Annotated in this window: 11 protein-coding genes; 10 read left to right on the top strand and 1 reads right to left on the bottom strand. The window is 74.9% G+C overall.

Annotation, left to right across the window (positions count from 1 at the left end; translation table 11 throughout):
• Positions 1-184: 184 nt before the first annotated feature.
• From ACZ4MF_RS36245 to ACZ4MF_RS36275, 7 genes are all read left to right on the top strand, one after another.
• Positions 185-1,312: a glycosyltransferase family 4 protein gene (locus ACZ4MF_RS36245; RefSeq protein WP_467496875.1), complete on the top strand. Its 1,128-nt coding sequence runs from the start codon at positions 185-187 to the stop codon at positions 1,310-1,312.
• Positions 1,309-2,484, top strand: coding sequence for a glycosyltransferase (locus ACZ4MF_RS36250; protein ID WP_467496876.1), 1,176 nt, complete (start codon positions 1,309-1,311; stop codon positions 2,482-2,484). Before ACZ4MF_RS36245 ends, ACZ4MF_RS36250 begins: the two co-directional genes overlap by 4 nt.
• A complete protein-coding gene (locus ACZ4MF_RS36255) occupies positions 2,481-3,449 on the top strand; it encodes an SGNH/GDSL hydrolase family protein (RefSeq protein ID WP_467496878.1) in 969 nt (322 codons plus the stop codon). The genes ACZ4MF_RS36250 and ACZ4MF_RS36255 overlap by 4 nt, the downstream gene beginning before the upstream one ends.
• An 85-nt stretch (positions 3,450-3,534) precedes the next feature.
• Positions 3,535-4,242: a GntR family transcriptional regulator gene (locus tag ACZ4MF_RS36260; protein WP_467496879.1), complete on the top strand. Its 708-nt coding sequence runs from the start codon at positions 3,535-3,537 to the stop codon at positions 4,240-4,242.
• A 69-nt stretch (positions 4,243-4,311) separates the two neighbouring features.
• Complete coding sequence (locus tag ACZ4MF_RS36265) at positions 4,312-5,841, top strand: hypothetical protein (protein WP_467496881.1); 1,530 nt, start codon at positions 4,312-4,314, stop codon at positions 5,839-5,841.
• Between the two features lie 31 nt (positions 5,842-5,872).
• Positions 5,873-6,751: a hypothetical protein gene (locus tag ACZ4MF_RS36270; RefSeq protein WP_467496883.1), complete on the top strand. Its 879-nt coding sequence runs from the start codon at positions 5,873-5,875 to the stop codon at positions 6,749-6,751.
• A gap of 64 nt (positions 6,752-6,815) precedes the next feature.
• Positions 6,816-11,459: a hypothetical protein gene (locus ACZ4MF_RS36275; RefSeq protein ID WP_467496885.1), complete on the top strand. Its 4,644-nt coding sequence runs from the start codon at positions 6,816-6,818 to the stop codon at positions 11,457-11,459.
• 31 nt (positions 11,460-11,490) lie between these two features.
• On the opposite strand, the gene ACZ4MF_RS36280 is transcribed toward ACZ4MF_RS36275, so the two are convergent.
• On the bottom strand, positions 11,491-12,024 hold the full coding sequence (locus ACZ4MF_RS36280) for a hypothetical protein (protein ID WP_467496887.1): 534 nt from the start codon (positions 12,022-12,024) through the stop codon (positions 11,491-11,493).
• A gap of 431 nt (positions 12,025-12,455) precedes the next feature.
• Here ACZ4MF_RS36280 and ACZ4MF_RS36285 point away from each other — a divergent pair, with 431 nt between their 5' ends.
• Genes ACZ4MF_RS36285 through ACZ4MF_RS36295 form a run of 3 tightly spaced genes read left to right on the top strand, consistent with a single transcriptional unit; the run spans position 12,456 to position 16,327 of the window.
• Positions 12,456-15,491, top strand: a complete 3,036-nt coding sequence (locus ACZ4MF_RS36285) for a nitrate- and nitrite sensing domain-containing protein (protein WP_467496889.1) — start codon at positions 12,456-12,458, stop codon at positions 15,489-15,491.
• Positions 15,488-15,922 carry a roadblock/LC7 domain-containing protein gene (locus ACZ4MF_RS36290; protein WP_467496891.1) on the top strand — a complete coding sequence of 145 codons (435 nt, stop codon included), beginning with the start codon at positions 15,488-15,490 and terminating at the stop codon, positions 15,920-15,922. Before ACZ4MF_RS36285 ends, ACZ4MF_RS36290 begins: the two co-directional genes overlap by 4 nt.
• A gap of 9 nt (positions 15,923-15,931) precedes the next feature.
• Positions 15,932-16,327, top strand: a complete 396-nt coding sequence (locus ACZ4MF_RS36295) for a DUF742 domain-containing protein (RefSeq protein ID WP_356039085.1) — start codon at positions 15,932-15,934, stop codon at positions 16,325-16,327.
• The last annotated feature ends 25 nt before the right edge of the window (positions 16,328-16,352 follow it).

Below are 16,352 nucleotides of genomic sequence, written 5' to 3' on the forward strand. Positions count from 1 at the left end.
CCCACGCACGCGTACGGAACACGCGGACGACCGCCCGCCGGGTGAACACCGGATGACCGGCGGGTCAGGCGGCCATGACGGCCGTCTGACCCGCTCGGGTGTGCAGCCCAACGCTCACAGGACGTTCCCCGGGCGGAAAGATCGACGTTGACGCGGCCACGTCCAGCGCGGCGACAACACCCGTATGCGTGTCGTCATCGTGACCGAATCCTTTCCCCCCGATGTGAACGGCGTGGCCCACTGCGCGCTCCAGACCGCCCGGCACCTCGTTGATCGCGGTCACTCCCCGCTCGTCGTCGCGCCGGCCCCCGCTCCCGGCAGCGCACCGGACACGGACGCCCCGTGCCCGGTCGTCCGCGTCCCTTCCCTCCCCCTGCCCGGCTACCCCCAGGTCCGCGTCGCCCTCCCGAGCCGGCGCCTCGCCGCGGCCCTCCTCGACCACCGCGCCGACCTTGTCCATCTCGCCAGCCCCTTCGTCCTCGGCGTCCGCGGCATGGCCGCCGCCGCCCGGCTCGGCATCCCCGCCGTCGCCGTCTACCAGACCGATCTCGCCGGGTACGCGCGTACGTACATGGGCGCCGGGGAAGCGGCCGCCTGGCGGCGGATCCGCTCCGTGCACTCCGCGGCCGACCGCACCCTGGCCCCCTCCAGCGCCGCCCTCACCGACCTGGAGGCCCACGGCGTGCCCCGGGTCCGGCTGTGGCCGCGCGGCGTGGACACCGTACGTTTCAAGCCAGAACACCGTGATGAGGCCCTGCGCCGCGAACTCGCCCCGAACGGCGAGCTGATCGTCGGCTATGTCGGCCGGCTCGCCCCCGAGAAGCACGTCGAACTCCTCGCCGGAGTCTGCGGACTGGAGGGCGTGAAGGTCGTGGTCGTCGGTGACGGGCCCAGCCACGCCCACCTCGCCGAGGCGCTGCCCGGCGCCGCCTTCCTCGGCCGCCGCACCGGCCACGACCTCGCGCGGATCTTCGCCTCGCTGGACGTGTTCGCGCACACCGGCCCCTTCGAGACGTTCTGCCAGACCGTCCAGGAGGCCATGGCCAGCGGCGTCCCGGTCGTCGCGCCCGCCGCGGGCGGCCCGCTCGACCTGGTCGCCCACGAGCGCACCGGACTGCTCGTCCCGGCGCTCGACGCCGCCGCCGTGACGGAGGCCGTGCGCACCCTGGTCACCGACCCCGACCGCCGGATCGCGTACGGCCTCGCCGCCCGCACCATGGTCGAGGGCCGCACCTGGGCCGCCGTCGGCGACCGGCTGATCGGGCACTACGGCGACGTCCTCGCGGCCCGCAGGACGGCGGTGGCGGCATGAGCGGCACCGGCTCCTCCCTGCGCATCGTCCGCCTCGCCAACTTCGTCGCCCCCGCCTCCGGCGGCCTGCGCACCGCCCTGCGCGAACTCGGCAAGGGCTTCCGCGCGGCCGGCCACGAACCGGTGCTGGTCGTGCCCGGCGAACGGCACACCGACCAGGACACCGAGCAGGGCCGCGTCATCACCCTGCCCGGCCCGCTGCTGCCCGGCACCGGCGGCTACCGCGTCCTCACCGACAAGCGGCGCGTGGCCGCCCTCCTGGAGGAGCTGGCCCCGGACCGGCTGGAGGTCTCCGACCGGACCACCCTGCGCTGGACCGGCCGCTGGGCCCGACGCGCGCGCGTGCCCGCCGTGATGGTCTCCCACGAGACCGCCGACGGCGTGCTGCGCACCTGGGGCCTGTCCGAGAACCTCTCCCGCAAGGCCGCCGACGCCCTCAACACCCGCACCGCGCACGTCTACTCACGGGTGGTGTGCACCACGGAGTTCGCCGAGCGCGAGTTCATCCGCATCGGCGCGCGCAACGTCGTACGCGCCCCCCTGGGTGTCGACCTGATGCAACGCCACCCCGCGCTGCGCGACCCCGCCCTGCGCGAGCGCCACGCGCGCGAGGACGAGGCGCTGCTCGTGATGTGCTCGCGGCTCTCCGTCGAGAAGCGTCCCGGCACCGCCCTCGACGCCCTGGAGGCGCTGCTGCGGCGCGGCCGGAAGACCGTGCTCGTGGTCGCCGGGGACGGACCGCTCAAGGCCCGGCTGGAGCAGCGCGCGCGGGAGCGCGGGCTGCCGGTGACCTTCCTGGGGCACGTCTCCGACCGGGCCGTGCTCGGGGCGCTCCAGGCGTCCGCCGACATAGCCCTCGCCCCCGGGCCCGCCGAGACCTTCGGGCTGGCCGCGCTGGAGGCCATGGCCTGCGGCACGCCCGTCGTGGCGAGCGCCTCCTCGGCGCTGCCCGAGGTGATCGGGTCCGCGGGCGCGACCGCGGCCGACCACGGTGAGGCCTTCGCGGACGCCGTCGACATGCTCCTGGAACGCGGCGAGCGCGAGCGCCGCGAGACGGCACGCGCGCGTGCCGAGTGCTTCGGGTGGGGTACGGCCGTGGAGGCGTTCCTCGCCGCGCACGACGCCCCGGTGACCGCGCTCCGGCGTGGCGCCGTCCCGGAGGGCGTGGCATGAGAGCCGTCCGCTTCGTCGCCCTCGGTGACTCGCTGACCGAGGGCGTGGGCGACCCCGTCGGCACCGGCTGGCGGGGCTGGGCCGCGCTGCTGGCGCCGTCCCTCGCGGGGGACGTGGAGTTCACCAACCTCGCCGTCAGCGGGGCGCAGACCCGGGACGTGGGGGAGCGGCAGCTCCCGGCCGCCCTCGCCCTGCGCCCGGACGTGGCCTGCGTGGTCATCGGCGTCAACGACACCCTGCGCCACACCTTCGACATCCGCACGGTGGCCGCCCGCCTCGACGAGGCGTACGCCGCCCTCACCCGGCAGGGCGCCACCCTGCTCACCGCCTGCCTGCCCGACCCCGGCGCGATGCTGGGGCTCCCCGGCGCCCTCGCCCGCCCGCTGGCCCGCCGGCAGCGCGCGGTCAACACCGTCGTGCACACGCTGTCCGAGCGGTACGGCGCCGTCCATCTGCACGCGACGGGCGGTACCTGGATCACGGACCGGGCCCTGTGGAGCGCGGACCGGCTGCACCCGAGCGAGCGCGGACACCGGCAGCTGGCCGCCCACTTCCACGCCCTGCTCGCCGAGGCGGGCCGGGCGAGCGGCCAACCTCCCTCGCCCGAGCCGGAGTTCCCCCCGCCGACCCGTACGGCGAGCCTGCTGTGGCTGGCCACCGCCGGCACCGGGTGGGTGGTGCGGCGGTGCAAGGACCTGCTGCCCCAGCTGCTGCGTCTCGCCGCCGACGAGATGCGCCACCAGGCTCGCGGGAACGGCGCCCGGCTCGACCAGAGCGCGTCGGCGGCGGTGTCCGCGGCCCTGGCCGCCCTGCCGGAGCGCACCGGCGCCGCCGACGGGGCACAGTTGCGCCGTATCGTCGTGAACCGCGCCGCGACGCCCGGCGGTGCGGGCCACCGCGCGGAGGCGGAGGCGCCGGCGTCCCACCGGGAGGACGCGGAGGTGGCGGCGAACGGGGTCGGCTAGCCGAGGCGGACGGACGATGGATCGTTCGACGATCCGACAATACCCGTGTTGTCTGGTTCCGCCTGTCTGCGATTGAATTCCCGGCATGGCAGAGCAGCTCACGGGACTGGCCGGCGACCGGGCCCTCCTCGGGCGTACGAGCACGGCCGAGCGCGTGTCGGACATCCTCCGCAGCCGTATCGCCGACGGCTACTTCCCGCCCGGCACGCGGCTGTCGGAGGACGGCATCGGCGGGGCGCTCGGGGTCTCCCGCAACACCCTGCGCGAGGCCTTCCGGCTGCTCACGCACGAACGCCTGCTGGTCCACGAGCTGAACCGGGGCGTGTTCGTCCGGGTCCTGACCGTCGAGGACGTCGAGGACATCTACCGCGCGCGCACCCTGGTCGAGTGTGCCGTCGTCCGCGCGCTCGGCGAGCCGCCGTACCCGCTGGACGGGCTCGCCGCGGCGGTCGCCGAGGGAGAGACGGCGGCCGCCGCGACCGACTGGAAGGCGCTGGGCACCGCCAACATCCACTTCCATCGTGAACTGGTCGCCCTCGCCGGCAGCGAACGCACCGACGAACTGATGCGCAGCGTCTTCGCCGAACTGCGCCTCGCCTTCCACGTCGTGGACGACCCGCGCCGGCTGCACGAGCCGTACCTCGCCCGCAACCACCAGATCCTCCGGGCGCTCCAGGCCGGTGACCGGCTCGGGGCGGAGGACCTGCTGGAGACCTACCTCACCGACTCGCTGGAGCGGGTGGTGGAGGTGTACCGGCGCAGGGTCGGCGAGGAGAGCGCCGGGCTCTCCTGAGCCTGTGTGACGCCCGTCGCTTCTGCGTCGTTTGGGTCGATGTCAGACCGAGGACCTAGTCTGTGCACCGTGACTTCACCCGCACCGACGGACCGTGTTCCGCCCCAGCTCAGCGCCGCGGCGCGCCCGGCTCCGGGCCCGGCCGCCGACGAGGGCCTGGCGCGGCGGCTGCGCGCCCTCGCCTGCACAGCGCCGCTGCACGACCTCGACGCGCGCAAGGCCAACCTCGCCGGTGAGTACTCGGTCTACGGAATGGCCGAGGTGGCCCTGGCCGCCATCGACCTCGTCACGCTCAACATGGACTTCGACACCGGCGCGGACCACGAGCAGATCGTGGCCCGGCTGATCCCGCGCATCGCCGCCCAGGCCCCGCAGCGGCCCGCCGGCGAGCACGAGCGCGTGGCCCGCTGGGTCGTGGAGAACCTGATCAACGTCGGCAGCGCCGACCGCGGCTTCCGGGCCGTGTACGGCACCTTCGGCCCGGACGGCACGTACGTCCGCCGGGACTACGACTTCAAGCTGATCGAAGAGGTCCCCGGCCCCGGCGGCACGGTCTACCTGCGCACCACGGACGAGGCGGTCAACGTCCTGGTCGGCGCCCTGGACACCGACGTCACCAGCGCCCAGATCGCCGCCGAGGTCAAGCTCGAAGTGCTGATCAACCGCGGTCGGCTGGCGGACGCCCAGCTCGCCGCCGAGCAGGCCCGCTACCGCACGGTGCAGTACTCCGAGACCCTGCGCCGCGCCCTGGAGGCCACCCGGCGCAACGTCCGCGCGGTCGACTGGCTGAACTCCGTGCCGGACATGATCGCCGAGGCCCTGGACCACGTGGCGGACCGCTACCGCCACGAGAACGCGATCCTCACCAACATCCGCAAGGCCCGCGACGAGACCGAGGAGCCCGAGCACAAGCGCCGCGCCGCCGAACTCGTCGACATCGTCAAGGACTGCATCCGGCGGCACACCCAGCTCCAGTCCCGCCTGCTGGAGGCCGGCCCGCTCTTCCGCGCCGAGCAGGACCGGCAGGCCTTCGCCACCCCGGCGACGACGTCCGGAACAGACCTGTACGGCCATCTCGTGGCCCCCGTCCTGCCGCTGCCCGTGGAGCAGGCGATCCGGGTCACGGACGCCTTCTTCGCCCAGGGCACGGGTCTGCGCACACCGGTCTCCGTGCGCGTGGCGGACCTCGTCGACATACTGCTGACCCCGCCCGTCGAACGGGAGCACCTGGGCGCGGAGATGCCCGAGCCCGACCTGATCGCCACGCCGGACGACAGCCGGTTCAGCGAGGAGCAACTGGTCGCCGCGACGGAGCTGCTGGACCTCCCGGCCGACGCGCCGCGCCGGCTGTCCGGGCTGCTGGCCGAGGCCCGCCGCAGCGGCGACCCCGATCTGGCGTATCTGGTGGCCCTGTTGGCGGTGCACGCGGCCAGCCCGGCCGTCGGTACCGCGTACCGCCAGGGCGAGGAGAAGCTGCTGTTCGCCGTGGACGACGGGACCGAGCTGGACGATCCCGAGTTCGGCGGGGCGGACCTGATCGTGGGCACCGCGCTGCTGGACGCGGCCGGGATGGCGGCCGACCGGACGGAAGCAGCATGACCGAGCAAGAACGCGACAAGGAGCCGAAGCCGTGACCGAGCACGTCGACTGGAGTGAGCCCGAGCCCGCCGCCGCGCCGGCCGGTGCCGCCGTCACCCCCGCCGACGCCGCCGACGCGGCGCGGCTCGTCGCCTTCGGACTGCAGCCCAAGGTGCAGCCCGCGCGCGACCAGGAGTACACGGAGCTGCTGCGCCGCTACCGCGACGACCCGGCGTTCGCGCGGCTCGCCGATGCCGTCGCCGCCGGGCTCGGCCTCGTCGTGCTGGAAGTGTCCGCGCGCGCGGGGATGGCCGTGACGGCCGCCGAGGACTCCGTGTTCGCCGTCCGCATGGGCGACTACGCGCGTCGCACCGCCGCCGACTCCGGCGACCGCTTCCTGCACGGCCTCGCCCATCTCGCCGCCGCCGCCCTGGCGTTCCCGCGCCCCGAGGACCTGGCCGACGACTCCTACATCGGCCGCGTCACGGTCAACGGCGTGGACTCCTTCGTACGGCAGGCCTGCCGGCGCCTGGAGGAGCGGGCCGAGCAGCAGGGCGAGAACACCGACCCGGCGACCGGCGCACCCGGCCTGGAAGCCGCCTGGCGGATCTGGGCCAGACGCAGCGCCACCGGCGCCACCAAGGACGCCCGCCGCCCCGCCGCCTCCACCACCGGCATCGTCGCGAAGGCCCTCGCCTTCCTCACCGACTCGGGCTTCCTCCAGCGCACCGGCGACGACGGGGGCGGCACATACCGCACCACGGCGCGCTACCAACTCCAGGTCCGTGACATGGCCGGCGCCGCGGCGATGGCCGAACTGCTCGACCTGGGCGTCGTCCCGGTGACCGACGGCACGGCCAGCCTGCTGCCCGCCGAGGACACCGAGGACCTGGAGCTGGTGGCCGACGCCGGGCTGCCGTTCCACTCCTGAGGGCCGCAGGGCCCCGCCACGACCTGAACCACCGCACCTTTCACCAGACTTACGAGAGTCCGCCATGTACGAGCTGTCCCGGGTCCGCCTCTACTCCATCGGGCCCGCCGGTGCGCGCTACGCCGACACCGTGCTTGACCTGCGGGGCGTGGGCGAGCCCGTGCCCGACCCGGCGCCCACGCAGGCGGAGTTCTTCGAGGAGGAGCCGGCCGGGCCGCCGCGCCGCCCCGCGCCCGCAGGCGTGCTCTTCCTGGAGAACGGCGGCGGCAAGTCCGTCCTTCTCAAGCTGATCTTCTCGGTGATGCTGCCGGGCCACCGCAACACCCTCGGCGGCGCCAGCTCCGGCGTGCTGCGCAAGTTCCTGCTCGCAGACGACTGCGGACACGTCGCGCTGGAGTGGCAGCACGTGCAGACCGGCGAGTGCGTCGTCGTCGGCAAGGTCAGCGAGTGGCGAGGCCGGCAGGTCTCCAACGACCCGCGCAAGTTCGCCGAGGCCTGGTACTCCTTCCGGCCCGGCCCCGGACTGAGCCTGGACAACCTGCCGGTCGCCGAGGCCACCGCCGTACGGCCGCCCGTCGAGGGCACCTCGGGCGCCCAGGGCCGGCGCCGCACCATGAAGGGCTTCCGTGACGCGCTGACCGAGGCGGGCAAGGCCTACCCACATCTGGAGGTGCACTGGGAGGAGATCCACGACCGCTGGATCGAGCACCTCGGCGACCTCGGCCTCGACCCCGAACTCTTCCGCTACCAGCGGGAGATGAACGCCGACGAGGGCGAGGCGGCCGGCCTCTTCGCGGTCAAGAAGGACTCCGACTTCACCGACCTGCTGCTGCGCGCGGTCACCGACACCCGCGACACCGACGGCCTTGCCGACCTCGTCAGCGGCTTCGGCGACAAGCTGGGCCGGCGCGCCGAGCTGATCGCCGAACGGGACTTCACCGCCGGCTCGGTCGACCTGCTCGGACGCATCGTCGAGGCCGCCGAGACCCGCACGCGTGCGCGTGACGTCCACGCCGGTGCCGAGCGCCGCACCCGCACCCTCGCCCGGCGGCTGTCCGCGCGGGCCGTGCGGGAGCGGGTACGGGCCGCCGACTTCGCCCAGCGCGTCACGGCCGCCGCCTACGCCGTCACGCACTCCGAGGGCGCGCGGGAGCGCAGCGCCCTGACCGCCGCCGAACTCGCCTACCGGCACGCCTCCCTGGCGCTCGCCGCCGCCGAGAAGTCCGCCGCCGCGCAGAAGCGCGAGCTGGCCGACGCCCGCACCCTGCACTCCGCCTGGCAGGCCGCCGAGGCCGTGCTGCGACACCGGGCCGCCGCCGACCGCGTCGCGCGTGTGTCCGCCGCCATCCAGGAGGCCGAGCGGGACGCGGCGCCCGCGCTCGCCGCCCGCGCCAAGGCCGCAGTCGACCTCGTACGGGCCCTGCACGCCGCCGCCGAGAGCGCCGAGAGTCTCGCCAACGAGGAGGAGGAGCGCTCCGCCGCCCTCCAGGAGGTCGGCGACCGCGCCCACCGCGACTCCACGACCGGCGCGACCGAGGCCCAGCGCGCCCGCAGCGAGGCCGGGCATCTGCGCCAGCGCCTCACCGAGGTCGAGCAGGAGACCGCCGAGGCGGTCCGCGCGGGCTGGCTCGACGACAGCGCCCCGGACGCCGACCCGGCCAGGGCCGCGCTCGCCGCCAGCGACGCCGAGAAGACCGCGGTGGCCGCCTGGGACGCGGCCCGCGAGGCCGCCCGCAAGGTCACCGAGCACGCGCGCGAGGCGGCCGCCGCCGAGTCCCGTGCGGAGCTGACGGCGGCCCGCGCGGCCGACGCGGCGGCCGCGGCCGCGCGCGCCCACGAGGCCGAGCAGCGCCTCGCCGAGTCCCTGGCCGCCGAGGAGCGGCTCGCGGAACTGCTGGGCCTGCCCGGCATCCCGAGCGGGGCGCGCGTTCCCGGCCCGCGCACCGACACCGCCGACGACATGCGCGCGACGACGGCCGCGGAGGTGCCCCCCGCCGCCGAGGGCCCGCTGCGGCCCGACCAACTCGACCGGTTCGCGGACGAGCTGCGCGCGCTCCTCGACGCCGCCGTGACGACCGCCGAACGGCATCTGTTCGAACTGCGCACCGCCGCCGCCGACGACGCCCGGATCCTCGGCGCGCTCGGCGACGGCGGGCTGCTGCCGCCCGGCCCGGACGTGCTGGCCACCGTGGAGTTCCTCGGGGAGCACGGCATCCCCGCGCTCCCCGGCTGGCGCTATCTCGCCCAGTCCGTCGACCCCGCCGACCACGCGCGCGTGCTCACCGCCCGGCCCGAACTGGTCGACGGCGTGATCATCACCGATCCGGACACGCACGCGCGCGCCCGCGACGCCCTCGCCGACGCCGCCCTGCTGCCCCGGTCGACCGTCGCCGTCGGCACGGCCGCCGCCCTGCTCGCCCCGCCCCCCGCCACCGACGCCTCCTCCGAGGACGTCTTCCTCGTGCCGCCGAACCCGGCCATGCACGACGAACTCGCCGCCGACGAGGAACGGCACGCGCTGCGCGCCCGGGCCGCCGAGCGCGACGAGGAGATCCGCACCCTGGCCGCCCGGCTCGGCAAGGACCGCGAGCTGGCCGCCCGGCTCGCCTCCTGGCGCACCGGCTGCCCCGCCGGACGTCTCGCCGAACTCGCCCGGGCCGCCCAGGAGGCGGGCGAGTTCGCCGAGGAGGCCGAGGCGGAACTGACCGAGGCGCGCACCGTACGCGCGGAGGCCGAGGAGGCCGCCGCCGAGGCCGCCCAGCTGCGCGACGAGCGTCAGGAGGCCGCGCAGAAGGCCCGCCGGGCCGCCGACGCCCTCGCCGGTCTCGCCTTCCGGCTCCGTGAGCGCGCCGGCTGGCAGGTCAAGCTCCGCGAACTCGCCGACGAGGCCGCCGAGTCCGAGGCCCGCGCCCAGGCCTGCCTGGACCGCGCCCGCGCCGCCGACGAGGACCGCCGCGCCGCCCAGCGCGCCGCCGACGACGCCCGCCGCACCGCCCGCGCCCTGCGCGCCGAGCGCGCCGAGATCGCGGGCGCCCCCGACGACGTACCGGTCGAGGACGTGGACGCCCCGAAGGCGTCCCTGCCCGCCCTCCGCGAGGCCTACCGGGCCGCGTCCCAGGTGTACGAGAAGGTCGGCGTCGGCGCCGACCTGCGGGCCGAGCAGGCCCGCGCGGAGAGCGACGAGAGCGCGGCCCGCGCCGAACTGGACCGGCTCACCAACAAGGTGCGCACCCGCGCCGAGCAGCTGCTCCAGTCGCCCGACGGTTCCGACGGCCCCTCCCGGCAGGCGGCCGCCGCGCGCGCGGAGGAGCTGGTGCAGCTCCTGGAGACCCGCATGTCCACCGCGAGCGAGCAGCTCGGCCGGCTGCGCGGCGAGGCCGAGCGCCATGCCCCCGAGGACGGCGAGGCACACACCGAGCTGCCCGAGGAACTCGTCCCGCGCGACGCCGAGCACGCCCAGGCGCTCCTGCGCACCGCGACGGGCGAACTCGCCTCCCGGACCGAGGCGTTGGCCCAGGCCCGCGAGGCGCACGCCGAGCTGCTGGACGCCCACCGGGGCGCCGAGGACGCGGCCGGCGGCTTCGACGAGATCGCCGCGATGCTCCGCGACCTGCTGCGCGAGCACGCCCCGGAGGAGGACCAGGAGGAGCCGGAGCCCTACCCGGGAAGCCTGGAGGACGCCCGGCACTCCGCCGCCGAGACGCGCCGCTCACTGCGCGGCTGCGCCGGCGACCTGTCCGCCGCCGAGGCGGCCGTGCGCGAGGCGAGCGACGTCCTCGTCCGGCACGCCAACTCCACGCGCTACGAGCAGGTCCGCACCCCCGCCCGCCAGCAGATCCGCGAACTGCCCGCCTCCGCGCTGCCCGAGCACGCCCAGAAGTGGGCCGACGCCTTCGCCCCCCGGCTGCGCGTCCTGACCGACGAACTGGCCCAGCTGGAGCGCAACCGCGACTCGATCGTGGACCGGTTGCGCGGGCTGGTGGAGTCCGCGCTCGCCACGCTGCGCTCCGCCCAGCGGCTCTCCCGGCTGCCGGAAGGGCTCGGCGAGTGGTCCGGGCAGGAGTTCCTCCGCATCCGCTTCGAGGAACCGGACCAGGTCACGCTCACCGAACGCCTCGGCGAGGTCATCGACGACGCCACCCGCGCGGCCGTGAAGAAGAACTCCGACATGCGCCGCGACGGCATGTCCCTGCTGCTGCGGGGCGTCGCGGCGGCCCTCCAGCCCAGGGGCGTGGCCGTCGAGATCCTCAAGCCCGACGCCGTGCTGCGCGCCGAGCGCGTCCCCGTCGGGCAGATGGGCGACGTGTTCTCCGGCGGACAGCTGCTCACCGCCGCCATCGCGCTGTACTGCACGATGGCCGCCCTGCGTTCGAACGACCGGGGCCGTGAGAAGCACCGGCACGCCGGCACGCTGTTCCTCGACAACCCGATCGGCCGCGCCAACGCGACGTACCTGCTGGAGCTCCAGCGGGCCGTGTCCGACGCGCTGGGCGTGCAGCTGCTCTACACCACCGGCCTGTTCGACACGACCGCCCTCGCCGAGTTCCCGCTGGTCATCCGGCTGCGCAATGACGCGGACCTCAGGGCGGGCCTGAAGTACATCAGCGTGGAGGAGCACCTGCGGCCCGGGCTGCCCCAGCAGGCCCAGACCGGAGAAGCGGTGCACAGCGAGATCACGGCGACGCGGATGTACAAGAAACCGGCATGACGGTCACGCGGTGAGGCGGGGCCGCGCCGGGTCAGGGGTGGGACAGCTGACCGGCGCCGCCCCGCCTGCGTATCCGCTCCTGCTCGCGCAGGGCCGCCCGCTCCCGGCGCCGGCGGGCACGCCGCTCGCGGCGCAGGGCCCGGGCGGTGCTGCTCGGCTCGGAGACCACGCCGTAACGCTGGTTCCACACCTGGCGGGTGACCCACACGTCGACCACCGCCCACGTGGCCACCACCGTGCTCACCACGCTGCTGATGACCATGGGGAAGGCCGGCCAGGACCCGGCCATCGTGCACAGGAAGGCCACCATCGCCTGGATCAGCGTCACCGCCATGATCAGGACCGCCCGCACCGCCGCCGTCCGCACCGGATCGGGCAGCGGGTGCCGCTTGGCCGGCTCCTCGATCCACAACGGCCGGTACCCCGGCTGCCGTTCCTCCCCGGCGGACCGCCCGACGCGCCCCCGCACCGGAATGTCGCGATCCGGCTCTCGCTGCCCCCGTGGCTCCGTCGGGCGCTCCGCCGCGCGCTCGGCGGGCGCCTCGCGCCCCTCCGCCGTCCCCATCACCCTTGTCACTCCCCACCGCCGGCACACCGCTCGCCCCGGAGTACCAGGACTCCGACTCCCCAGTGGCTGCCCGGCTTGCGCAGTTTTACGCCGCCGAGGTGCCAGATGCGGCACCTGTGGCCCATTCCGCTCCCATTTCCCGAAGACCTGCCACAGACAAGGACGAACGAGATCGCGGGAAGATTCCCCACCAGCGAAAAAATCCAGCCAACCACCTGGCCGTGACCCCGTGGTCGGTACCGAGCCGGCCGCTCGATCGCGGGTGCAATCTCCCGCAATGACCGGACAACTCGCCATCTCTCGCCGTCGGAGCGGAAGTTCGCCCTCCGGACATGTCTTCGAGTTAACTGTGAGGCGGTAGTAGGCTCGCGCCGTTTGTTGACGCACATGTACACCCCCGGCCGGCGGGGGTCGAGCTGGGGGAGGCCATGCGCTTTCGCGGGAAGTCGATCCGCCGGAAGATCGTGGCGCTGCTTCTCGTGCCGCTGGTGTCCCTGGCCGCCGTCTGGGCCTTTGCCACGGTGATCACAGGGCGCGAGGTCGCCCGGCTGTTCCACGCCACCGACGTCGTCAAGGACATCGGCTACCCCACCGAGGACACCGTCCGCGCACTGCAGCAGGAGCGCCGCCAGACCCTCGTCTACCTCGCCGACCCCCGTGCCGCCGACGGGCTCGCCGCGCTGCACCGCACCCGCACCGCCACCGACCGGGCGATCGCCGAGGTCCGCAAGAACGCCGGGGAGCACGGCGGCGCCAACGGCATGAACGCGGCCGAGAACGAACGCCTCACCAACGTCCTGGACGCCTTCGACGGCCTCGACTCCCTGCGCCGCGACGTCGAGCAGGGCACGGTCAGACGCGCCCAGGCCCTCGACCTCTACAACCGCCTCGTCGACCCCTGCTACACGCTGCTCGACGGCCTCGACGGCGTGGACGACGTCGGGCTGGACAAGCAGTCCCGCGCGCTGACCAACGTCACCCGCGCGCGCGAACTGCTCTCCCGCGAGGACGCCCTGCTCGGCTCCTCGCTCGTCGTCGGCACCCTCACCCGCGACGAGACCCGGGACATCTCCGACCTGGTCGCCCAGCGCACCCTCCTGTACGACATCAGCCTGCCGCTGCTGCCCGCCGCCGAGCGCGCACGCTACGAACGCCTCTGGCAGGACGCCACCACCGCCCCGCTGCGCACGGCCGAACAGTCCGTCATCGGCACGGGCTCCGGCACACCCCGCGACGTCACCGCCAAGAGCTGGGACTCCGCCGCGGCGAGCGTCCTGGACGAACTCGGCACCCTGGACGACCAGGCGGGCGACCGCTTCCAGCACCGCACCCGCCCCGTCGCCCTGACCATCATCTTCCAGGCGGCCGTACCGGGCGTCCTCGGCCTGGTCGCGCTGCTGTTCTCCCTCTACGCGTCGGTCCGGATCGGCCGCAGCCTCATCCGTGACCTGCGCCAGCTGCGCCTGGAGGCGCACGAGGCCTCCGGCGTCCGGCTGCCCAGCGTGATGCGCCGCCTGTCCGCCGGTGAACAGGTCGACATCGAGACCGAGGCGCCGCGCCTGGAGTACGACAAGAACGAGGTCGGCGAGGTCGGCCAGGCCCTCAACACCCTCCAGCGCGCCGCAGTCGAGGCCGCCGTCAAACAGGCCGAACTGCGCGCCGGTGTCTCCGAGGTGTTCGTCAACCTCGCCCGCCGCAGCCAGGTGCTGCTGCACAAGCAGCTCACCCTGCTCGACACCATGGAACGCCGGACCGAGGACACCGACGAACTCGCCGACCTCTTCCGCCTGGACCACCTCACGACCCGCATGCGCCGGCACGCCGAGGGCCTCGTGATCCTCTCCGGCGCGGCGCCCTCGCGGCAGTGGCGCCGCCCCGTGCAGCTGATGGACGTCGTCCGGGCCGCCGTCGCCGAGGTGGAGGACTACGAGCGCGTCGAGGTGCGGCGGCTGCCGCGGGTCGCCGTCACCGGCCCGGCCGTCGCCGACCTCACCCACCTCGCGGCAGAACTGCTGGAGAACGCCACGGTGTTCTCGCCCCCGCACACCGCCGTCCAGGTCCTCGGCGAGCGCGTCGCCAACGGATTCACCCTGGAGATCCATGACCGGGGGCTCGGCATGACCGCCGAGTCGCTCCTGGACGCCAACCTGCGCCTCGCCGAGACCCCCGAGTTCGAACTGTCCGACACCGACCGGCTCGGCCTCTTCGTGGTCAGCCGCCTCGCGCAGCGGCAGAACGTCCGGGTCTCCCTCCAGCCCTCGCCGTACGGCGGCACCACCGCCGTCGTGTTCATCCCCGACGCGCTGCTGAGCGACGACGTACCGGACACCAACGGCCTCGGCTTCCGCCTGGACCGGGACCGCTCGGCGAGGGGGCCGGGACAGGCGTTGGGCCGCTCCGCGCCGCCGGCACAGCTGCCCGGGCTCCAGACCTCCCTGCTGGACGGCCCCGTCGAGCTGGAGGCGCCCGTCGATCTCGACGCCCTCGACGACTTCCCCGGCGCCCTCGGGGACGAGGACAGCGAGCGCGGCGGACTGTTCCGGCACCGGCGCTCCCGCCCCCGCGACGAGGACCGGGCGCCCGCCCCGGCCGCCGACCGCCTGCCGCGTGACCCGGCCGGCGACCCCGGTCCCGTGCCGCCGCCGCGCCGTCAGACGCCCAAGCTGGTCAGCTCGCACGGCAAACCCGTCACCGACCCGCGCTCCCGCCGCGACGACTCCGACCAGGAGTCCGCCGCCGGCCCCCGCCGCCCCGACCAGGCTGCGCCGGCTCCGCTGCCCACCCGCCGGCGCGGCGCGACCGTGCGGCGCACCGGCGAAACCGCCGAGCGTGCCGAGCGAGTCGAGGACGGTGGACCGGCCCGCGCCGCCGCCGACGAGACGCCAGGGATTCCCGCACTGCCCCGGCGCACCCGAACGAAGCGCACGGCCGCGGGCGGCCCCGGCGCCGCGGCCCCGTCGGACCCGGCACCCCGGCGAGGCCCCGGCGCCCCCCTGCCCACGGGCGGCGACGCGACGCGGCCGGGCGGCACAGCCCCGCTCGCCGGCGACGCCAGCGGCGCCGACGGCGATACGGCCGGACACGACGGCCGTGCCGCACGCCCCGGCGACGCAGCGCCGCCGAGCGGCGAAGGCGCCGTCACCCGCTCCGACGCGGCCCCGCCGCGCGGCGGGACCCCGGACTTCACCCCCGGTGCCGCGGCCGCCCGGCCGGACGTGGCACCGGACGGCGTCGGGCCGTTGCCCCGGCGGGTGCGCCAGGCCAGCCTGGCTCCCCAGCTCAAGCAGGACACCGCGCGACGCGCCGACCGGACGGGACCGCCCGCCGACCGCGACGCCGAGGAGGTCCGCAGCCGGATGGCCTCGCTCCAGCGCGGCTGGCAGCGAGGCCGGGAGGAGAACGCCGCGGGCGACGGGTCCGGCAACGGCACAGCACCAGGAACGACTAAGGGGGACGGTCGATGACCGCACCGAAGGCCACCGGCCACACGATGACCGACAAGGGAGAGCTGAACTGGCTCCTGGACGACCTGGTCGACCGGGTCGCCAGCATCCGCAAGGCCGTCATCCTGTCCGGCGACGGCCTCCCCATGGGTGTGTCGAAGGATCTGACCAGGGAGGACAGCGAGCATCTGGCCGCCGTGGCCTCCGGCTTCCACAGCCTTGCCAAGGGCGTGGGGCGCCACTTCGACGCGGGCAGCGTCCGCCAGACGGTGGTCGAGCTGGACGACGCCTTCCTGTTCGTCACCGCCGCCGGCGACGGCAGCTGCCTCGCCGTCCTCTCGGACGCCGACTCCGACGTCGGGCAGGTCGCCTACGAGATGACCCTGCTGGTCAAGCGGGTCGGTGTGCATCTGGGTACCTCCCCGCGCACCGATCTGCCCGCAGGCGGGTAGTGGGATGGCATGAGCACAGACGGTCAGGGAAGAAGCCACTGGTTCGACGACGAGGCCGGACCGGTCGTCCGCCCGTACGCCATGACGCGCGGCCGGACCACCAGTCCGGCCCAGCACCGCCTCGACCTGATCGCGGTGGTCGTCACGGAACCGGACGCGGGCGACGCGGAGGCGGACCCGACGCTCTCGCCGGAGCATGTGGCGATCGTCGGACTGTGCCGGGACGAGCCGCAGTCGGTGGCCGAACTCGCCGCGGAGGTCGACCTGCCGATCGGTGTGATCCGGGTGCTCATCGGCGACCTCGTGCACGCGGAACTCGTCCACGTGTCCCGCCCGATACCCCCGGCCGAGCTGCCGGACGAGAGCGTTCTGCGCGACGTGATCAACGGTCTCCGGGCCCTGTGACCGTCCCCCGACCCCATCAAGCAGG

Source organism: Streptomyces sp. NPDC025793, assembly GCF_055558375.1.